The sequence below is a fragment of the Nocardioides ultimimeridianus genome (assembly GCF_054777895.1).
Genome location: NZ_BAAHAB010000021.1, coordinates 347004 through 365609 on the forward strand (window position 1 = coordinate 347004; position 18606 = coordinate 365609).

Here is an 18606-nt window from a genome sequence, read left to right on the forward strand (position 1 = left end):
CGGTCAGCATACGTTTCCGATTCGGCCAGTCGGGCCCCGACCTGACCGTTCGGGCGGCAGACTGTGCGCCGTGCTCACCCCAGCCGCCGTGTCGGCGCTCCGTCGCTCGGTGCGGTGCGCGCTGGCGGTCGAGCACCACACCCCCGACGCATGGCGGTGGGCGGACCAGGTCCCTGCCGAGGAATACGTCGCCGCCGTGGCCGCCCACCGGGTGGCCGCCGTCCTCGAGCCGGCGCTCGAGCGCTGTGGCTGCCCGGCAGCCGTGTCGGAGCCGGTCCGCCGGCTGCGCAGCCACGACCGGCTCGCGGCGATGGGCCTGGTCCACGCCACCCGGGCCGTGGACGCCCAGCTCGCCGGGATCGACCACCTCTTCGTGAAGGGTCCGGCCCTCGGCGTACAGACGACCGGGGACGCGACCTCACGCGGCCGGGGCGACATCGACGTCGTGGTGCGCCCGGAGGACCTGGGCGCCGCGGCCGACCGGCTGCTCGCCGCGGGCTGGTCGGCCCGCGCGGGCTACACCGTGGACCGGCGCACGTGGGCGTGGCGGCACCAGCTGCGGGCGACGTACGAGCTCGGGTTGGAGGGCAGGCTGGGGCGGCTGGACCTGCACTGGCGCCTCGACCCGACGTACGCCGCCCTGCCGTCCTTCGACGAGCTCTGGTCGCGCCACGTCCGGGTCGACATCGGCCCGCTCGAGGTGCCGACCCTCGCGGGGCCGGACGCGTTCGCCCACGCCCTGCGCCACGCCGCGAAGGACGGCTGGTCGAGCCTGCGCAGCCTGGTCGACGTCGCGCGGCTGGCCGGCGTCCCGGGCAACTGGCCGCCGGCCCCGGACCGGCTGGATCGGGCCACCCTGTCGGTCGTCAACGCGACCATCGGGCTGCCCCCGTCCGCACCGCGCTTCCGCTCCACCGCCTCCGGGATCCCGCTCGCCCTCCGCACGCAGGTCGAGGCGGGCCTCCGCGCGCGGTTCGTCGGCGACGGGGCGATGCGCTTCACGCGCTACCTGCTCGCCTCCGGCCACGGGCCACGGGATCTGCTCACCGCAGCCTCCGTCGTCATGCTGCCGCCGGTCCTGACCGCCGAGATCGACACGGAGGGCACGCTCTCCGGCGTGGCCGCGGCCGTCCGGCGACGGGCCGCCTACACGCTCCCCCATCCGCGGCGGCCGCGATGAGGGGGATCGTCGGCAGCTACTGGCGCGCGGCCGTCGAGGCGTGCGGTCGCGGCCGGCTCGTCCGGCTGCAGGTCGCCGACCTGGTCGGCGCGCTGTCCGAGGCGATGGTGCTCGCGCTGCTCATCCCGCTGGTCCGCGTCCTCGCCGGCGCCGGTACGACGCAGGTGCCCGGACTCGGCTGGCGACTGACCGCCACCGCGTCGACCTGCGCCCTGCTCGGCGCCGTCGCCCTCCGCGCCCTGACCCAGTGGTACTCCACGGTCGCCGCCAGCTCGATCAAGCTCGCGACCACCAACCACCTCCGGCTCACCGCGCTGCGCAACGTACTGCACTCGGACTGGAGCCACCTGGCCCGGCAGCGCCGCAGCGACATCGTGCAGGCCACCACCACCGAGATCGAGCGGGCCGACGCCGCGCTGGGCCTGCTGCTGCGCGTGGGCGTGCAGACCCTGATGACGGCGGCGACGGCGCTGGTCGGCCTGGCCATCTCGCCCGTCCTCGGCGGGGTGGCCGTCGCGACCCTGCTGCTCGTCGTCGCGGTCACCCGGCGCAGCGTGCGGCGCACCCTGCACCTGGGCCTGGAGTGGAACCGCCGCAACGCGATCTTCGGAGCCACCGTCACCGACTCGCTCTCCTCGCTGCGGCTGATCCGCGCGCACGACGCCGCCGACGAGTGGGGCGACATGCTGCGCGACGCGGCCGACGCCGGCCGCCGGATCGAGAAGCGGTACGTCGAGATCGGGGCCGGCCTGCAGGCGGCGCTGGGCATCGCGGGCGTGGTGGCCGCGGTCGCGCTGGTCCTGATCGGGCACCGGCTCGGTCTCGGGGTCGCTCCCCTGCTGGCGCTCGCCGTCGTGACGTCGCGACTGCTCGCCACCGCGCGGTCCCTGCTGCAGTCGGTGCAGGCCTTCGCCCAGCTCGCTCCGGCCCTCGCCGGCGTCGAGCGCATCAGTCGGGAGGCCGCGGCACACGTCGACCCCGCGACGGGCACCCCGGCCCCGCCGATCCCGGGCCCGCCGCCGGTGATCGAGCTGCGCTCCCTCGCCGCCGGCTACGGCCCCGAGCCGGCGGTCCGCGACCTGTCCCTGGTGATCGAGCCGGGCTCCTTCGTGGTGGTGAGCGGTCCGAGCGGCGCGGGCAAGTCGACGCTGCTCGACGTGCTGCTCTGCCTGTTGGCGCCGTCCGAGGGCGCCTTCCTCGTCGATGGAGCGCCCGTCACCGACGTGACGGCGTGGCGCTCCCAGATCGGCTACGTGCCGCAGCAGACCGTGCTCGTGCCGGACACGGTCCGGCGCAACCTCACCTGGTCCACCCACGCCCCCACGACCGACGAGCAGCTGTGGGCCGCGCTCGAGGACGCCCACGTCGCCGCCGCCGTCCGGGCCCTGCCCGACGGCCTCGACACCGAACTGCAGGACTTCACCCAGCTCTCGGGCGGCGAGCAGCAGCGGCTGTGCATCGCCCGGGCCCTGGTGCGCTCCCCACGCGTCCTGGTCCTCGACGAGGCGACCGGCGCGTTGGACATCGCGACCGAGAACGCCGTGCTCGAGGGCCTGCGCGCCCGGGGCTGCACGATCGTCATGGCCACCCACCGGCCGGGTGTGATCGAGACCGCACAGCAAAGGATCGAGCTGTTCCCGTGACGCCCTCAGGGCTCGCCCGTTAGCATCGATAGAGGACCCGGATTGCGCAGATTGCTCACGGGACGATAATTTCGTGGCTCATGCGCTGAGCAGCGTGTGAGGGAGGCAGAGATGACCAAGAAGACGTGGGTGAAGCCGACGGTGACGCCGCTCACCGCCGCCAAGGACGCCCAGCTGCTGGGGAGCACGACCTCCGACGGTCTCGTCGGCAAGGCCCAAGCCGCCTCCTGACGCTGCCACCGACGCTGCGTCTCGTCGGCCCTTGGCGCCGACCTGCTCCCGACCTGGCCGTCCTGACCGGACCGGCCCCCCTCCCGACCACGCAGCTGCGTGAATGGCTCGAGACCGGATGCCGCGGGCTTCCTCCCGTGCGCCAGGGCTTCGTCGCCGCACTGCTGCGTGCCGACGGCTCGGCCGTGGTCGCGGTCACCAGTCGCTGGGAGATCTCGCTGCTCTACGCGGACTCCCCCGACGGCCTGGTCGTCGGCACCCACCCGCGCGACCTGATCGAGGCCCTGCCGCGCCCGCCGGCGCTGGATCGCGGCAAGCTGGCCGACCTGCTCGCCCTGCACGACGACCCGGTCTCCACCATCTTCTCCGGCATCCGGCGGGTGCCGCTGGGCCACGTGCTGCACCACACCCCGGGCCGGCCGCCGACCGTCGAGCGCTGGTTCCGGCCGGAGACGACCGAGGACCGCAGCATCGCGGTCACCGAGGCGCCCGGCCTGATGATGGCCGCGGTCCGCGACGCCGTGCAGGCGTCGCTGCCCGAGACCGGACCGGTCGCCGCCACGCTCTCGGGCGGGCTCGACTCCTCGACCGTCGTCGCCACCGCGGCGGGTCTGCTGCGCGGCAGCGGGCGCGCCATCTCGGCGTACACCCACGTGCCGCTGCGCGGCACCCGCGACCCCTCGCCGGGGTGGGAGGCCGACGACGGCCCGTACGCCGCCGCGACGGCCCGCCACGTTGGCGGCGTCGACCTCACCGAGCTGGTGAACGACGGCACCACGCCGCTGCAGGCCTCCGAGGCCGCGATCCGCGCCACCTGGCAGCCGCCGTTCAACCCGATCAACCAGGGATGGTTCAACGAGGCGTTCGCACGCGCCGAGGCAGCGGGCAGCCCGATCCTGCTGACCGGCGCCTCCGGCAACCTCACCTTCTCGCGCGACCGCGGCGGCATCCTGCGCGAGCTCGCGGCCCGGCACCGCTGGCGCGCGATCGCAGGCGACCTCCGCGCCCGGCACGGAGCCGGCACCCCGTGGCGCTCCGCGGTCCGCTCGGTCCTGCGGGAGGCCGCGCCGGACGCCGCCCTGCGCCGGTACTGGCGGCTGCGTGGCATCGACCCCGAAGGCACCCTCCCGGGCTACCGCGACCTGCCGTTCCGCGAGGAGCTGATCAGCGAGGAGGCGCGGGCGGGCCTGGCGCCGATGTCGCGCGTGTTCCGGCCGACCCGCGCCGACTACGTCCAGCTCGCGCTGCTCGACAACGCGCGGATCGGGTTCGTCCAGAACATGTCGGAGTCGGTCTGGTGGAGCGATCCACTCTCCGACCCGGCCGTCGTGTCGCTGGCGCTGCGGCTCCCCGAGGAGGCGTGGCTGGCCGGCGGCCTGGATCGCGGCCTCGCGCGCACCGCCACCGCGGGGCTGCTCCCCGATCGCGTGCGGCTGCGCCGCACCCTGGGCGCCCAGGGGGCCGACGCGGGCGTGGTGACCCGGGGCGAGGCCGGCCGCTACCGCGACCTGCTGGACCGCATCCGTGCCTCTCCCACGGCCTGCGAGGTCATCGACACCTACCGGCTCGAGCGCTCGCTCGGCGCCGAGTTCGCCAACCCCGCCGGCGCGATCGAGTGGCAGGGGGTCTTCGGCCGCGCCTTCGCCTTCGGCCAGTTCATCTGCTGGTACGACGACGAGGTGCTCAGCCGACCGACGCGCTGATGGCCTCCACGGCGTCGGCCACCGCGGCCAGCGTGTCGCCCTCCGGCGGCCGGCGCAGGTCCCAGATCGGCACCTGCCGGCACAGCGTCGTCGTCCACTGCAGGAAGTCCGCGCGGTGCTCGGGGAGCCGGCACATCCGGTAGCGGTCCGCCGACAGCGCCACGGTCGGCACCGCCGCCAGCCCGTCGACCCGGCGCGCGGCCACCTGCCCGTCCTGCGCGCCCCGGCTGAGCACCGCGATGGCGGCGAGCGGCCGCGGCTCGAGGTCGGCGTCGACGGCGTACGCGCGCTTGCCGGTCGACGGCAGCAGCCGGCCGAGCGAGAGGTCCGCCCCGAGCGCGGCGGCGGCGCTGTCGGTCAGGTGGATCGGCCGGTCCACGGGGTGCGCGATCGATCCCGAGGCGCCGTGGCGCACCGGAACGATGTCGTCGCCCGCCAGCCGCCATCCGCGCCGGAGCATCTCCAGGGTCGTCGTGGACTTCCCGGCGCCGGCGTCGCCGAGCAGCGCGACGGCCGCGCCGGCAGGACTCACCACCAGGCTCGCGTGCAGGTTGTAGTCGCGCCGGAAGGTCAGCAGCGCGCGGGTCGCCGTGGCGTAGAGCAGCCAGTCGGCGTGGGCGCGGGTCTCCGGGTCCGGCGCGGAGATGACGACCCGGCCGGGCTCGGCGTACACGACCGCGCCGTCGGCCGCGAACCGCAGTCGGTCGGCATCGCCGCAGCACCACGGCTCCACGACGACCGCGGCCGGCCATGGCTCGGGGACGGGGCCCTCGGCGACCGGCACGCCGAGCACCGTCCGGGTCAGCCCCGGAGCCCGCAGACGGATCGCACGGACCTCCATGGGCTCAGGAGAGCGTCACCAGGTGGTGCCGGTCCAACGCCTCCACGAAGGCCCGTACGTCGCGCGTGCAGTCGTCCTCGGACACGTCGTACTCATCGGTCAGGACGCCGACCAGGCCCTCCAGGCTGCGCGGCTGCTCCAGCAGCGCCCAGATCCGCTGTCCGACCTCGTCGAGCCCGAGGTACTCCAGGTCGTCGTTGAGCAGCACACGTACGTCGTCGAACTGCGCCTCGACGACGCCCTCGGTCCGGCTGATCTCCATGGGGCGCAGCCTAGTGTCCGAACTGGTTGACCGGCCGGTGCCGGCCCTCGTCCCCGCCGACCACGACCAGGCCCGAGGACCCGACGAACCAGGCGTGCGGCACCTGGGAGGGGTCGGTGACGTCCAGGCCGATGACGACCCGGCCGGGCAGCCCGCGCCGGCGCAGCATCACGCTGGCCGCGACGGCCTGCTCCAGGCAGTTAGCGCCGGTACGCCGGACCGCCGCACCGATCGCGCGCGCGACATCGGCCTCGTGGCCGGTGAGCGGGCCGGTCGCGATCGCGACCGAGGTCGGGCCGTGGGGACCGAGCAGCCGCGCCCACCGCCGCATGGGGACCCGCAGCCGCAGCACGTGCGCGACGCCCAGCAGCACCAGGGCCTCGACGACCCGCATGCGGTGGACCCACACGCCTCGTCGACTGCCCACGGGCCCAGCGTAGGGTGCGGCCATGTCTCGCTCCCTGCTGATCAAGGTCACGTGCGGCGCCGAGGCCGCCGAGCGCGCCAACCAGGGGCTCACCGTCGCCGCGACGGCTGCCGCCTCCGGCGTACCGGTCTCGCTGTGGCTGGCGGGCGACGCGACCGGCTTCGCCCTCCGCGCGGGCGCCACCGCCCTGGACCTCCCGCTCGCCACGCCCGTCGCCGAGCTGATGGCGACCGTGCTCGAGCTCGGCCGGGTGACGGTCTGCGGGCAGTGCGCCGCGCGCCGCAACCTCACCGAGAACGACATCGCCGGCGGCGCCCGCATCGCGGGCGCCGCCGGCTTCGTCGAGGAGGCGCTCCTGGACGGCGTCCAGGCGCTGGTCTACTGAATCAGGCCGCGGCGGGCTGGCGACGGCGCGCGTACGCGACCGTGCCGGCGCCCGCACCGGCGAGGACCAGGCCGGCGATCAGCCAGCCGAGGTCGGGACCACCGGTGTTGGGCAGGCCGCTGCCGCCGCCACCGTTGTTGTGGTGCTGCCCGCCGACAGCCTTGACGCCCGCGCGGGTCGCGTTGCTGGACGGCAGGTACTTGGCGGAGTTGGTCGGCGTGAAGCTTCCGGAGACCACGTAGGTGCCGACCTGCGCGACCTGGCCGTCGACAGCGACCGAGCCGTTGATGGCAACGGTGCCGCTGGTCGCGCGGGAGGCGACCTTCGCGGTGCGGGCGGTGGTGGACGCGCGCGTGATCGTGTAGGCGAGCTGGCCGGCCGGCGTGGTGCCGTCCGCCGCGGTGACGCGGAACCGCACCTTGAGCGGCGCACCCTTCTTCGCGGTCACCACGGTGATGTGGACCTGCGTCGGGATCTTGTTGCCGTACACCGGCGCGGCGTGGCTCGGGGACGCGAAGGGCACCATCAGGGTCGCGAACGCGACCACCATCAGTGCGGCGATTTTCCTGATCACGGACTTCCTCCAAAATAGGCGCACCCGACCCCCGTGGGCTTGGCACTCGGTTCAGTGTAGGGGCGCCCGCAGGGGACGGTCACCCGGATCCGGGACTTTCGGCCCGAATAGTGTGTGGCGCGGGACACAGAGGGTCCCGAAGGAAAGGTCACCGCGACGACCTCCGGCGGAACACGATCCACGCCGCGGCGGCCACTGCGAGCCCCCCGGCGACGTACCACCACGGCGAGGTGGAGTCGTCGGTCGGCGCCGGCTGGGTGGGCACCGCGACGGGGGCGTCCTTGCCGGTGCGCGGCTTGGCGTCGACCAGGTGGCCGAAGACGACGCTGCGGTTGTCGGTGTGGAAGATCTCCGAGCACGAGAACAGGGTGATCAGGTGGTCACTGCCCGGCACCGGCTGGACGCCGCCCGAGGGGTTGACCGGTGACGGCAGGGTGACCCAGGTGTCGGTGAACGGCACGATCAGGTCGGAGCCGCCGTTGTCGAGCACGTAGACGTAGGTGGTCGTGCGGGTCTCGACGTACACCTCGTCGCCCTTGCGCAGCGACGGGAACTTCGCGAACGGCTCGCCGTGCGTCACCCGGTGGCCGGCGAGCACGAAGTTGCCGACCGCGCCGGGGCCCTGGGTGTTCGGGACGTGGCCGATGCCCGCGGCGAGCACGCTCTCGGAGTCGCCCTCCAGGATGGGTACGCCGTAGTCCGGCCCGAAGCGCGGGACGTGCAGGATGGCGATCGCGTCGCCGAACTTGGTGTGGACGGTGTCCTGACCGCTCTTCCAGCCCTGGTCGAGCTGGGAGGTCACCTGCTCCTGGCGGTGCTGCGAGACCCAGTTGGTGCCCCAGAACTCCCACGCCACCCAGGCCAGGATGCCGACCCCGGCCAGGATCAGGCCGAGCCCGAAGACGAACAGCGGCCTGCTCCCCCGGCCGCGGGCCGGCGGCGCCCCGCCGCCCGACCGCGACGATCCGGAGGGTCGCGAGCGACGGACCCGGGTCCGGGTCACGCCGTCGATGTCGTCGCTCATTCGTTCTCCTGCGCCTGCTGTCGGCCGATCAACGCCGTTCGCCCGCCCCGGTCACGGCCAAGGCCTCTTTACACAGGTTAGGCGGGGCGGCGGATCAGGCGGGGCGGCGGGTCATCCGCAGGCCCAGCAGGTACAGCTCGCAGCCCAGGCAGAACCCGAAGGCGGCGTTGAGGACGGCCGCGACGACCGCCAGGCCGACCGCGACCTGCCCGACGAGCGTGGCGCCGGTGACATAGCCGACCAGGCCCACCGTCGCGAACACCAGGCCGACCCCCTGGGCGAACCGCGGCGGCGCGGGGTCCTCCAGCTCGGTGGGCGGGGAGAGTCGCGGGCGGATCAGGGTGCGGAAGACGATGCCGGTCGGGGTGCGGTGCACGCCGGCGAAGGCACCGATCGCGAAGAGGACGGCCTGGATGCCGACCAGGACGGCCGAGACGGCGTGGTTCGGGACCACGAGGGCGATCGCGAGCAGGATCAGGGTCACCGAGGCGGTGAACCGGGGTCCGCGGGGGTCGATCCCGGTGGGCGCGCTCACCGCACGGCCTGCGGGATCACGGCCAGCACCTGGTCGCGGCGCGGGGCACCGACTGCGCGGGTGAGCTCGGCGCCGTACGCGTCGAGGACCAGGGTGGTGGGGGTACGGCGTACGTCGAGCGCGCGGACCAGCTCGAGGTGCTGCTCGGCGTCGACCTCGAGGTGGGTGACCCCGGTCTCGTGCGCGGAGATGTCGGCGAGCAGCGTCCGGGTGGTGCGGCAGGGCGCGCAGAACGCCGAGGAGAACTGGACGAAGGTCGCCCGCTCCCCCAGCTCCGCGCCCGGCACCGCCGCCGCGATCGCGTCCCACTCCCCGCGAATCAAGCCTTGTGGCCCTTCGAGATCGCGATCTCGCGGGGCCACAACGCTTGATTCGCGGCGGAAGCGGCCGTCGGAGTGCTTCCGGTACAGGCCGAACGCCAGAGCAGCCACGACCGCCACCGCGAGGATCGCGATTCCGGTCATGGCTGCTCCTGGTCGAACGTCGCGACGGACGGGCCGTCAGGCGAGGTTGATGGTGATCTCCGCGATCTCGCCGACCTGCGCCTGGACGGTCCGGTCGACCGTCTCGGCGCCGGGGGCGAGGGTGCGCAGCGTCCACTGGCCGTTGCCGGCGAAGAACCGGAAGTGGCCCGTGGCCGAGGTCGGGACCTCGGCGGTGAACTCGCCGGTCGAGTCGAGCAGGCGCACGTAGGCGTTGCCCACGGGCTCCTCGCCCTTGACGACCTGGCCCTGGATGACGGCCTCCTTGGCGGCCACGACCTCACCGAGGCCGATGCCGCCGACCTTCGCGCCGCACATCAGGCGACACCCGGCTCGTCGCCGAGAGCGACCGGCACGCCGACGAGGCTGCCGTACTCGGTCCAGGAGCCGTCGTAGTTCTTGACGTTCTTGCGGCCCAGGATCTCCTGCAGCACGAACCAGGTGAGCGAGGAGCGCTCACCGATGCGGCACAGGGCGATGGTGTCCTTGGACTGGTCGAAGCCGACCTCGTCGTACAGCTCGGTCAGCTCGGCGTCGGACTTGAAGGTGCCGTCGTCGTTGGCGTTCTTGCTCCACGGGACGTTCACCGACGTCGGGATGTGACCGGCACGCTGCGACTGCTCCTGCGGCAGGTGGGCCGGAGCGAGCAGGCGGCCGGCATACTCGTCGGGGCTGCGCACGTCGACCAGGTTCTGTACGCCGATTGCGGCGACGACCTCGTCACGGAACGCGCGGATGGAGCGGTCCTGCTCCTGCGCGGTGTAGGTGGTCGGCGTGGGGGTGGGCAGCTCGTCGGTCAGCTCGCGGCTGTCCAGCTCCCACTTCTTGCGACCGCCGTCGAGCAGCTTGACGTCCTGGTGGCCGTAGAGCTTGAAGTACCAGTACGCGTAGGCGGCGAACCAGTTGTTGTTGCCGCCGTACAGGATGACGGTGGTGTCGTTGCCGATGCCGCGCTCGGACAGGAGCGCCTCGAACTGCTCCTTGTTGACGAAGTCGCGGCGGACCGGGTCCTGGAGGTCCTTGGTCCAGTCGAGCTTGACGGCGCCCTTGATGTGGCCCTTGTCGTAGGCAGTGGTGTCCTCGTCGACCTCGACGATCACGACCTGGTCGTTGTCGAGGTTGTCGGCCACCCACTGGGCGGAGACGAGTGAGTTCTCGCGGCTCATGATGAAAGTATCCTTAGTTGGTTGACTTAATGCAATACCATCGTGACCGACCGTCATGAACAACGCGGGGAGGTCGCCGGGCGCAACAATCCACGCGAGGTGGATCAGAAGGAGCGCCCCGGTCAGTCGTTGCGGACGAGCCGCAGGTTGACCCCGCTCAGTGCATTCGACACAGCGCCGAGCTGACGCGGCAGTTGTCGACTGCACGGCGCTTGGTCAGCAGGGTCGCGGGCATGACGGCAACAGTAGGGCGAGATCGGCCCAGGACCCAGCCGGGATTCCACATCGTGAGACTCATGACCACATTCTGAGATCAGCAGGCCGACGGGACCGTCCGCGACTGGGTCCCCGGCTCCGAGCCGGGCGTCACGGAGACCTGCCAGCTGCCCGACTGGCGGATCCCCGAGCGCATCACCCAGGAGACGCTGTGGGTCGTGCCGGGATCGAGGTTCACGCCGACGCCCGCGACCTGGCGGCGCGCGAAGGCCACCACGGCCGGGTCGCGGAGGGTGCGGCCGTCGATGGTGAGGCTGGAGATGGCGCCGTCGATCGGGGAGGTCAGGTAGACCACGACGTACTGCTGGCCCTTGGCGATGCCGCGCACCGGATCGCCCACGCCGGTGACGCTGGCGGGCAGGTCGGAGAGGTTCGGCGGCGTGTGGCTGGTGAGGGTCAGGTCGCCGACGCCGTCCTGGATGCCGCCACCGCACGAGCGGGAGGCCACCGAGACGGAGTACTGCAGGTAGTAGGACATCTTCGACTCGGTGGAGTCGTTGATGTAGACCCCCGCCTGGGGGTGCACCGTCGGCGTGGTCGGGAACTCCCCCGCGATGGCCGTGCCGGCGATGGAGCGCTGGTCCTGGGGTACGAACGAGTGCATCCGGATCCGGCCCTCCGCGACGCCGCGCGCCAGGCCGCGGATCGCGGTCACCGGATCGCCGTGACCGTCGGCGAAGACGTTGAAGACAGCCTTGGCGACCGCGTTCTGGTAGTCGCTCTGCAGGTTCACGTCGGGGGTGGTGAGGTAGATCTGGTTCTCGACGGCCTGCACGACGTTCCACGACGCCACCGGTGGGTACGGCGGGACCGACACCGCACCCAGGCCCTGCAGCAGGTAGGACACGGCGACGGGGTCCACGAAGAACACCCCGTCCACGCGCCGACCCTCGACCCGCTCCCAGCGCGCGCGGACCATCTCGGCCGCCCGCACGGCGTCCGGGGTCATCGTCGCGTCGACCGCGGCCTCCTTGAGCAGCGGGCCGAACAGCCGCTTCTCGTCGGGCCGCAGCCGTAGCGAGGGGACGTTCTGGACGCCCTCGAGGTGCGCGACGTCGTCCTGCTGGACGATGTGCACGGTCCCGTGGTCGGCGCGGACCAGGGAGACCGAGCCCGCGAGACCGCCGAGCGAGCGCAGTTCGGCGTTGTTCTCCAGGACCAGCAGGTAGTAGCGCGGACCGTGCGCGCCGAGCAGGGACGGCATCATCTGCGCGGCCCGGTACGCCGAGCCCAGGCTCGACCGCGCGACGCCCACCAGGCCCCGCAGCTCGTCGAACCGGGCGCGGAACGGACCGACGAACCCGGAGCTGTCCACCTCGTCGAGGCGTGCGGCGGCGTCCGCGAACGCCTGCTCGCTAGTGCGGGCCGGCCCCTGGAGCGCCGCGATGCGGGCGAGCGGGAAGCGGTGGCCCCGCGGCTGGAAGGAGTCGCCCGTCACCTGCTGAGCGGCCCCGACCACCGGGGGCAGGCCCCGTTGGCCGAGGTCGTCGAGCACCGAGGAGACCGTCGCGATCCCGCGTGCGTCGTCGCCGAATACGGGGACGTGCTCCAGGACGGCCCACGTCGGTCCACCGGTCCGGCTGTCGGCCCGGCCGGCGGCCGCCTGCATGCGGGCGAGGGCGGTCCGCGCGCCGCTGGCGTCCCCGCGCAGCAGCGAGGCCTTCATGATCTCGGACTCGCGCGCGACGTCGGACAGGTCGTGGGCCACGGTCCAGGCACGGAAGCCGCACCAGATGCCGAACAGCACCAGGAGCACGCCGGCTCCGATCGCCGCGGCGACCCGGGGATGGTCCTTCGCCCGCCGCCGGATCCGTCGCCAGCCGCGTGCTCGGCGGCGACGGCGTACCTCGGGCGACACGGTGGCAGCCTAACCAGGGTCACCCACGGACCCCCTAAGATGCCCAGGGCGGCACGCCGCCCATCTGGACTTCCTTCGACCCTGGGGCAAACCTCGTGGACTTCAAGCAGTTTCTCGGCGTGATCCGCCGGCGCTGGATCAGCGTCGTGGTGGTCTTCGTCGTCGCCCTGGTCGCCGCGGGCGGCGTCACCGCCCTGATCACCCCGAAGTACCAGTCCACGACCGAGGTCTTCCTCAAGATCGACGTCCGCAACATGACCGACGCGTACGCCGCCACGCTGTTCGCGCAGAACCGAGCCACGGCGTACGCCGACCTCGCCAAGAGCACCGAGCTCGCCGGACGGGTCGTCAAGCAGCTCAACCTGGCGATGACGCCGGAGGAGCTCGCCTCCGAGATCAGCGCCGAGGTCGTCGAGTCGACCTCGCTGATCACGCTGACCGTGACCGACCCGAACGCCCGCCAGGCCGAGACGATCGCGGACACCACGACCGACCTGTTCACCAAGTACATCGCCGAGCTCGAGACCCCGTCCGGCTCCGACGGCGAGTCCCAGATCAGCGCCGAGATCACTAACAAGGCGACCTACAACCCGAACCCGGTGAGCCCGCACCCGGCGCTCAACATCGTCGTGGCCGGCCTCATCGGCCTGCTGCTCGGCGTGGCCCTCGCCGTGGCGCGCGAACTGCTGGACCGCACGATCCGCACCGCCGACCACGTCGCCGACATCACCGAGGCACCGGTGCTCGCCAGCATCGGCTTCGACGGCGACATCCGGCGCGCGCCGCTGCTCACCGATCTGGGTGGGTTCGCGGCCCGCACCGAGGCGTTCCGCCTGCTGCGCACCAACCTGCAGTTCATCGACCTGGACAACCAGCCGCGCTGCCTGGTCATCACCTCCGCCGTCCCCGGCGAGGGCAAGACGATGACCTCGACCAACCTCGCGGTGGCGCTCGCCCAGACCGGTCGCCGCACCCTCATCATCGACGCCGACCTGCGCCGCCCGCGGGTGGCCAGCACGCTCGGCCTCGACCCGGCGGTCGGCCTCACGACCGCCCTGGTCGGCAAGACCGAGATCGCCGACGCGATCCAGGTGCACGGCCCGAGCGGTCTGCACGTGCTCGCCAGCGGCGCGAAGCCGCCGAACCCGACCGAGATCCTCCAGTCGCGGGTCACCCACGACCTGATCCGCCGGCTGCGGGCGTCGTACGACACCGTGATCATCGACGCGCCGCCGCTGCTGCCGGTCGCGGATGCGTCGGTCCTCTCCACGCTCGCCGACGGCGTCATCGTCGTCATCCGGCACGCCCACACCACCCGGGACCAGGTGACCGAGGCGGTCAACCGCATCCACCAGGTCGGCGGGCGGCTCTACGGCGTCGTGGTCAACATGGTGGCCAAGCGGGCGGTCGGCTCCTATTACTACTACTACTACGAGGAGACCGGCCCCGCCGGCGGCAGCAAGACCGACGCCGGCCGCCGCCGCAAGTAGCAGCAACGCGCCGCCGTCCCGGCCCGCAGCGCGGGCCGGGATCAGCCGGTCACGGCCTCAACTGCTCTGCGGGACGAGGTAGCGCTCCAGCCAGGCCGGCGTGATGCCGGTGAGCTCCTGGAAGCGCCGCGCGTCCGGCGCGAGGACCGCCCGCAGGCGGTCCATCTGGTCCGGCGAGAGCTCGGGGCGCTCGATCCGCCGGGTGATGAGGCGGCGGGCGGCGGCGCTGAACCGCTGCCGGCGCTCGTAGGGGATGCGGCGGTAGGCCCTGCCGACGATGGACCTCCGCATCGAGTCCGCCGCGCCCACCAGCTCGCGCTTCTCGGCGCGCTCGTTGAACCGCACGGTGAGGTCGACGGGGAAGTCGGGGTCCACGCCGAGGAAGGCGAACACCCGGCGCATCGTCTCCTCGGGACTCGCGGCGAGGTCCTCCAGCGGCAGCACCAGGATCTGCTCGGCGCGGAAGTGCTCGAGGAAGAGCGAGAGCTGCTCGGCGTACCGGCTGGCGGAGAGGTAGGGGTTGTACGGGTCGTCGAGATCCGCGAACGCCTCCTCCGCGGTCCGCGGCTCCAGCCCGTGGTAGCGCTCCTCGACGTACGACGCCAACGCCCTCTCGGCGGGGTCGCGGACCAGGTAGATCAGTCGGACGTCGGGCACCATCGCCCACATCCGCTCGGCGACACCGGGCAGCGCGGGGGCGCGGGTGTACATGGTCGAGCTCTCGCCGACCAGCCGCTTGCCGCTCGGGAAGAGGCCGCGGTAGCGGTTCTCCCAGCCCTTGTGGTCGGGGTCGGCGAAGAAGCGCAGCTCCTTGAGCTCGGCCATGCCGATGTCGGGATGCTGGCCCAGGTAGGTGTGCAGGCTGGTGGTGCCGGACTTGGCGGCCCCGATGACACACAGGTCCGGGAGCCGGCCACCGTCGGCGGGCAGCGGGTCGTCGCACTCCGAGCGACGCGGCAGGTGGGAGCGCAGCTCCTGGCACGGCGGGCACGCGTCCAGCGCGTCGCCGCGAGCGGTGAGCTGCCACCCGAGGCCGGCGATGACGTCCTCACGGTTGGTGATCAACAGCGGGAGGTAGCACAGGTCGCAGGCGATCGTGACGATCGAGGGGTCGATCGAGCTTCGAGAGAGGAGCGTCACGGTTCAGCGGCTCCTGCGGGCAGGGGTCATGCACATGGAAGGCTCCCGAGTGGTGGGTCGGATCAGGTGCCGGCGACCTGGCACCCGCGCCTACCCGACCGACGGGCGCAGGGAACGGTTCACCGGTTGTCTATACAACAGCACTCAACACTTCAGGTTACGCCGCACTCACCGGCACCGCCACCGGGGCACGTCGCCCCAGCTGCCGGAAGGCCGCCCACCACGCGATCGCGGAGACGAACCAGCCCAGGGCCAGACCCCACGCGCAGCCGACTCCCCCGCCGACGAGGGCACCGCCGTACACGAAGCCGACCAGGAGGATCATCACGGCCACGCTGAGGATCATCGAGCGGCGTACGGCGCGCAGGCCGACCATGCCCGCACGGGCACCGATGCTGAGGCCGATCGCCACCAGCAGCACACCGTTCGCCGGCAGGTAGTCCTTGGCCGAGGCCCACGTCGCGCCGAGGAGCTGGCGGCCGATCGCGTCGGGCAGCAGGACCATCACCGCGCCGTTGAGGGCCGCGATCGCGACCGCCACGACGGTGATCCGGCGGGTGTGCGCGGAGACGAACTCCATGTCGTCGCGGTGGTGCGCGACCTCGGCGACCGTGCCGGCGACCAGCGCGGACTCCAGGAGCGTGTACGGGCGCATCAGCAGCTGCGCACCCAGCAGGGCGCCGACGGTCGCCGACCCGAACATCGCGCGCACGATCGCGGCGATCGCGAGCAGGCACACCTGGGTCACGCCGAAGGTGACCGCGAAGCGCCACGACAGGTGCCAGGTGGCGGTCAGCCACGCCGCCGAGAAGCGCGTCCCGCGGGCACGCCAGACCCAGACGGCGTACAGGCCCGCGACAGCGCCGGAGCCTGCCCAGGCACCGACCATGGCGTTGACCCCGGAGATGCCGGCGACCTGGAGCACGACGACGACACCCACGAGCAGGACCAGCCAGATCACGTCGAGACGCAGGGCGATCCCCGCGCGCTGCAGGCCGATGGCGACGAAGCGCCCGACGTCCTGCAGGGTCAGCAGCGGGACGCAGATGGCGAAGACGCACAGCGCCCAGCCGGTGCTGCTGGAGACCGGGACGAGGGCGAGGCCGACCAAGCCGGTGAGGAGCGCGGTGCCGACGCCGACGAGCCAGCTGCTGCCCATCACCTCGTGCAGCCGCGCCCTCGCCTCCTTCGGCTCGACCAGGACCGGGTTGCTGACCACGGACCGCGACACGGCCTGGACCAGGCCGTACACCAAGAAGACCAGGCTGAACGTGCCGAAGTCACGCGGGTCGAGGGTCCGGGCGGCGATGAGCGACGCGAGGACGTTGGACCCGCCGGACACGGCCTGGTCCAACGCCACCACGCCCATCCGGCGACCGGTCTGACGCCCGGTCTCGAGCTTGTGGCTGCCGCGTCCCATCCGGGTGCTCAGTCCGCCTTGCGGACGAAGACCATGAGCGTGGGGGCCAGGACCGGCGGGGTCAGCCGGTCGGCGACCTGGGCGGCACGCCAGGCGACCGCGCTGGAGCCGAAGTACGTCGGCTCCGAGGCGTGCCCGTAGACGACCACGTGGTGCGGGGCGAACAGCCGGCGCAGGTCGCGCCGGGTGTTCATGCTGTAGCGCACGGGGAAGACGTCCTGCTCCTTGCGCTCGGGCTGCAGGCGCTTGAGGAAGGTGGTGTGCAGCTCGTTCGGCACGGCACGCGCCCCGAGGCCGATCATCCCCCACTTGTTGGGGGTGCGGGCCGCGAACCAGCCGCCGGGCTTGAGCACCCGGATCACCTCGGCGGCCACGGTCGGCGCGTCCTCGGCGGCGACGTGCTCGAGCACGTAGTCGGCCAGCACGACGTCGAAGGTCTCGTCGTCGTAGGGCAGCGGCGCGCCCGGCTCGATCACGTGCGCGGCGGCCAGCGTCGGGTTGGTGAGCACGACGTCGTCGACGTCGACGCCCTCCACCCGTCCGACGCGCTCGTGGAAGGCCCGCAGGTGCTTGTGGTAGTCCGACATCGGCTCGAAGGCCCACAGGCCGCGGCCGGCGCCGAAGTCGAGGACGACGCTCTGGTCATTGAGGAGTGCGTTCACCCGCGAGTAGAACTCGACGAAGCCGTCGTACCGGGTGAATCCACCTGCCTCGACCTCCGGGTAGAGCCTGGTCAACAGGCGCCCAGGGCGGAACTCCATGCGAACTCCTCACATCAGGTCGGCCAGAGTCTAGGACCGTTCGCTTTGCTCGCGGGCGCAGACCCGCCCAAGCCCGTGGGCGTACGCCGATAGGGTCCTCCCCATGCGTGTGTTGTTCGACGGTTCGGCCTTCTTCCGCCACCGCCGTTCCGGCATCGGCCGTTACTTCAGCGAGCTGGTCGGCGCGTACGCCGGCGACGCCGGACTCGGCGTGACCCCGGTGCTGCCCTACCGCTACATCACCAACGCGCAGGCCGGCCGGCTGCACGGCGTCCACAGCCTGCCGCTGCCCCGGCGCTTCCGCGACCCCGTGCTGCACCGGCTCAACGCCGCGCCCGCGCGCGCCGCGCAGCGCGCCGGGCACGACCTGGTCCACTATCCGCTCTATGACGAGGACCTCCTCGACGCGGCGCGCGGGCAGCGGTCGGCGACGACCGTCTACGACTTCACCTTCGAGCTCATGCCCGAGCTGTTCGGCGACCAGAGTCGCGAGCTCGCGCTGAAGAAGGAGTTCCTCGGCGCGTGCGACGTGCTGTTCTGCATCTCCGAGGCGACCGCGCGCGATCTCAAGCAGGTCCACCCGCACCTGGACCAGCCGGTGGTCACCACGCCGCTCGCGGTCGGTGAGGAGTTCCGCGGCGCGCACCGCCGGCCGCGCTCCCTGCCCGAGCGCTACCTGCTGCACGTGGGCAACCGGGTCGAGCACAAGAACGTGGACCTGATCCTCCGGGCGTTCGCCGACCTGGCCAAGACCGACCCGACGCTGCACCTGGTGCTGTCGGGCCAGGGCATGGCCGACGAGGCCGCACGGCTGGAGGCGTTCGGCATCGCGGAGCGCACCCGCGTCGTACGGCTCAGCGACCGGGATCTGCCGGGTGCCTACCAGCACGCGCAGGCCTTCGTCTTCCCCTCGCGCTACGAGGGCTTCGGGCTGCCGCTCGTCGAGGCGATGGCGGCCGGTGCGCCCTGCGTCATCAGCGACGCGCCCGCACTGCTCGAGGTGGCCGGCGAGGCCGCCGACGTGGTCGACCCCGACGACGCGCAGGCACTGACCGCGACCCTGGAGCGGCTGCTCGGCGACCCGGCCCTCGCGGCCCGCCGGCAGCGTGAGGGCCGGGCCCGGGCGGCGGAGTTCACCTGGCGGCGTACGGCGGAGCTGACCGTCGCCGGCTACCGGGCCGCCCTGGAGGCATGACCTGCGCACGGCC

At 72.7% G+C, this 18606-nt stretch carries 20 protein-coding genes; 6 read left to right on the forward strand and 14 right to left on the reverse strand.

Annotated features, from left to right (window positions below; genetic code table 11):
• The first annotated feature begins 70 nt into the window (after positions 1-70).
• From ACYU8V_RS19630 to ACYU8V_RS19640, 3 genes are all read left to right on the forward strand, one after another.
• Positions 71-1180: a nucleotidyltransferase family protein gene (locus ACYU8V_RS19630; protein ID WP_460849755.1), complete on the forward strand. Its 1110-nt coding sequence runs from the start codon at positions 71-73 to the stop codon at positions 1178-1180.
• Positions 1177-2823 (forward strand): ATP-binding cassette domain-containing protein, encoded by a 1647-nt coding sequence (locus tag ACYU8V_RS19635; protein ID WP_460849756.1) that lies wholly within the window; start codon positions 1177-1179, stop codon positions 2821-2823. Before ACYU8V_RS19630 ends, ACYU8V_RS19635 begins: the two co-directional genes overlap by 4 nt.
• A 368-nt stretch (positions 2824-3191) precedes the next feature.
• Entirely contained in the window at positions 3192-4757 is a 1566-nt protein-coding gene (locus tag ACYU8V_RS19640; RefSeq protein ID WP_460849759.1) for an asparagine synthase-related protein, read from the forward strand.
• Here ACYU8V_RS19640 and ACYU8V_RS19645 read toward each other — a convergent pair.
• From ACYU8V_RS19645 to ACYU8V_RS19655, 3 genes are read right to left on the reverse strand one after another with little or no spacing between them, the layout of a single operon-like run.
• The gene (locus tag ACYU8V_RS19645) at positions 4738-5598 is read right to left on the reverse strand and encodes a hypothetical protein (protein ID WP_460849761.1); all 861 of its coding nucleotides are present in this window, start codon (positions 5596-5598) and stop codon (positions 4738-4740) included. The genes ACYU8V_RS19640 and ACYU8V_RS19645 overlap by 20 nt on opposite strands.
• Positions 5599-5602: 4 nt before the next feature.
• Positions 5603-5860: a PqqD family protein gene (locus tag ACYU8V_RS19650; RefSeq protein ID WP_460849764.1), complete on the reverse strand. Its 258-nt coding sequence runs from the start codon at positions 5858-5860 to the stop codon at positions 5603-5605.
• A 10-nt stretch (positions 5861-5870) separates the two neighbouring features.
• A complete protein-coding gene (locus ACYU8V_RS19655; RefSeq protein ID WP_460849766.1) occupies positions 5871-6287 on the reverse strand; it encodes a lasso peptide biosynthesis B2 protein in 417 nt (138 codons plus the stop codon).
• A 22-nt stretch (positions 6288-6309) separates the two neighbouring features.
• On the opposite strand from ACYU8V_RS19655, the gene ACYU8V_RS19660 reads away from it, so the two are divergent.
• The gene (locus ACYU8V_RS19660) at positions 6310-6672 is read left to right on the forward strand and encodes a DsrE family protein (RefSeq protein ID WP_460849767.1); all 363 of its coding nucleotides are present in this window, start codon (positions 6310-6312) and stop codon (positions 6670-6672) included.
• 1 nt (position 6673) lies between these two features.
• Here the strand turns inward: ACYU8V_RS19660 and ACYU8V_RS19665 are convergent, their stop codons facing one another.
• The 8 genes from ACYU8V_RS19665 to ACYU8V_RS19700 all read right to left on the reverse strand — a co-directional run bounded on the left by ACYU8V_RS19665 (position 6674) and on the right by ACYU8V_RS19700 (position 12587).
• Positions 6674-7246 carry an LPXTG cell wall anchor domain-containing protein gene (locus ACYU8V_RS19665; RefSeq protein ID WP_460849768.1) on the reverse strand — a complete coding sequence of 191 codons (573 nt, stop codon included), beginning with the start codon at positions 7244-7246 and terminating at the stop codon, positions 6674-6676.
• 148 nt (positions 7247-7394) lie between these two features.
• On the reverse strand, positions 7395-8270 hold the full coding sequence (locus ACYU8V_RS19670; RefSeq protein ID WP_460849770.1) for a class E sortase: 876 nt from the start codon (positions 8268-8270) through the stop codon (positions 7395-7397).
• 94 nt (positions 8271-8364) lie between these two features.
• Entirely contained in the window at positions 8365-8805 is a 441-nt protein-coding gene (locus tag ACYU8V_RS19675) for a DUF4395 domain-containing protein (RefSeq protein WP_460849771.1), read from the reverse strand.
• A complete protein-coding gene (locus tag ACYU8V_RS19680; RefSeq protein WP_460849773.1) occupies positions 8802-9269 on the reverse strand; it encodes a thioredoxin family protein in 468 nt (155 codons plus the stop codon). Before ACYU8V_RS19680 ends, ACYU8V_RS19675 begins: the two co-directional genes overlap by 4 nt.
• A 36-nt stretch (positions 9270-9305) precedes the next feature.
• Complete coding sequence (locus ACYU8V_RS19685) at positions 9306-9605, reverse strand: DUF1416 domain-containing protein (RefSeq protein WP_460849774.1); 300 nt, start codon at positions 9603-9605, stop codon at positions 9306-9308.
• Positions 9605-10453 carry a sulfurtransferase gene (locus ACYU8V_RS19690; protein ID WP_460849775.1) on the reverse strand — a complete coding sequence of 283 codons (849 nt, stop codon included), beginning with the start codon at positions 10451-10453 and terminating at the stop codon, positions 9605-9607. The genes ACYU8V_RS19685 and ACYU8V_RS19690 overlap by 1 nt, the downstream gene beginning before the upstream one ends.
• 157 nt (positions 10454-10610) lie before the next feature.
• On the reverse strand, positions 10611-10751 hold the full coding sequence (locus ACYU8V_RS19695; RefSeq protein ID WP_460849776.1) for a putative leader peptide: 141 nt from the start codon (positions 10749-10751) through the stop codon (positions 10611-10613).
• A gap of 15 nt (positions 10752-10766) precedes the next feature.
• A complete protein-coding gene (locus ACYU8V_RS19700; protein ID WP_460849778.1) occupies positions 10767-12587 on the reverse strand; it encodes a DUF4012 domain-containing protein in 1821 nt (606 codons plus the stop codon).
• A 95-nt stretch (positions 12588-12682) separates the two neighbouring features.
• Here ACYU8V_RS19700 and ACYU8V_RS19705 point away from each other — a divergent pair, with 95 nt between their 5' ends.
• Positions 12683-14077 carry a tyrosine-protein kinase domain-containing protein gene (locus ACYU8V_RS19705; protein WP_460849779.1) on the forward strand — a complete coding sequence of 465 codons (1395 nt, stop codon included), beginning with the start codon at positions 12683-12685 and terminating at the stop codon, positions 14075-14077.
• A 57-nt stretch (positions 14078-14134) separates the two neighbouring features.
• On the opposite strand, the gene ACYU8V_RS19710 is transcribed toward ACYU8V_RS19705, so the two are convergent.
• The 3 genes from ACYU8V_RS19710 to ACYU8V_RS19720 form a co-directional block, all read right to left on the reverse strand.
• The gene (locus tag ACYU8V_RS19710) at positions 14135-15217 is read right to left on the reverse strand and encodes a sulfotransferase family protein (protein ID WP_460849780.1); all 1083 of its coding nucleotides are present in this window, start codon (positions 15215-15217) and stop codon (positions 14135-14137) included.
• 157 nt (positions 15218-15374) lie between these two features.
• On the reverse strand, positions 15375-16637 hold the full coding sequence (locus ACYU8V_RS19715) for an MATE family efflux transporter (protein WP_460849782.1): 1263 nt from the start codon (positions 16635-16637) through the stop codon (positions 15375-15377).
• A gap of 8 nt (positions 16638-16645) precedes the next feature.
• Positions 16646-17398, reverse strand: coding sequence for a class I SAM-dependent methyltransferase (locus tag ACYU8V_RS19720; RefSeq protein ID WP_460849784.1), 753 nt, complete (start codon positions 17396-17398; stop codon positions 16646-16648).
• 103 nt (positions 17399-17501) lie between these two features.
• On the opposite strand from ACYU8V_RS19720, the gene ACYU8V_RS19725 reads away from it, so the two are divergent.
• Positions 17502-18593 carry a glycosyltransferase family 4 protein gene (locus ACYU8V_RS19725; protein WP_460849785.1) on the forward strand — a complete coding sequence of 364 codons (1092 nt, stop codon included), beginning with the start codon at positions 17502-17504 and terminating at the stop codon, positions 18591-18593.
• Positions 18594-18606 lie beyond the last annotated feature (13 nt).

Excerpts from the sequence above, each read along its gene's own strand:
- ACYU8V_RS19635 (WP_460849756.1), top strand. The coding sequence starts at position 1,177 with ATGAGGGGGATCGTCGGCAGCTACTGGCGCGCGGCCGTCGAGGCGTGC.
- ACYU8V_RS19645 (WP_460849761.1), bottom strand. The coding sequence starts at position 5,598 with ATGGAGGTCCGTGCGATCCGTCTGCGGGCTCCGGGGCTGACCCGGACG.
- ACYU8V_RS19650 (WP_460849764.1), bottom strand. The coding sequence starts at position 5,860 with ATGGAGATCAGCCGGACCGAGGGCGTCGTCGAGGCGCAGTTCGACGAC.
- ACYU8V_RS19660 (WP_460849767.1), top strand. The coding sequence starts at position 6,310 with ATGTCTCGCTCCCTGCTGATCAAGGTCACGTGCGGCGCCGAGGCCGCC.
- ACYU8V_RS19670 (WP_460849770.1), bottom strand. The coding sequence starts at position 8,270 with ATGAGCGACGACATCGACGGCGTGACCCGGACCCGGGTCCGTCGCTCG.
- ACYU8V_RS19680 (WP_460849773.1), bottom strand. The coding sequence starts at position 9,269 with ATGACCGGAATCGCGATCCTCGCGGTGGCGGTCGTGGCTGCTCTGGCG.
- ACYU8V_RS19685 (WP_460849774.1), bottom strand. The coding sequence starts at position 9,605 with ATGTGCGGCGCGAAGGTCGGCGGCATCGGCCTCGGTGAGGTCGTGGCC.
- ACYU8V_RS19690 (WP_460849775.1), bottom strand. The coding sequence starts at position 10,453 with ATGAGCCGCGAGAACTCACTCGTCTCCGCCCAGTGGGTGGCCGACAAC.
- ACYU8V_RS19695 (WP_460849776.1), bottom strand. The coding sequence starts at position 10,751 with ATGAGTCTCACGATGTGGAATCCCGGCTGGGTCCTGGGCCGATCTCGC.
- ACYU8V_RS19715 (WP_460849782.1), bottom strand. The coding sequence starts at position 16,637 with ATGGGACGCGGCAGCCACAAGCTCGAGACCGGGCGTCAGACCGGTCGC.
- ACYU8V_RS19720 (WP_460849784.1), bottom strand. The coding sequence starts at position 17,398 with ATGGAGTTCCGCCCTGGGCGCCTGTTGACCAGGCTCTACCCGGAGGTC.
- ACYU8V_RS19725 (WP_460849785.1), top strand. The coding sequence starts at position 17,502 with ATGCGTGTGTTGTTCGACGGTTCGGCCTTCTTCCGCCACCGCCGTTCC.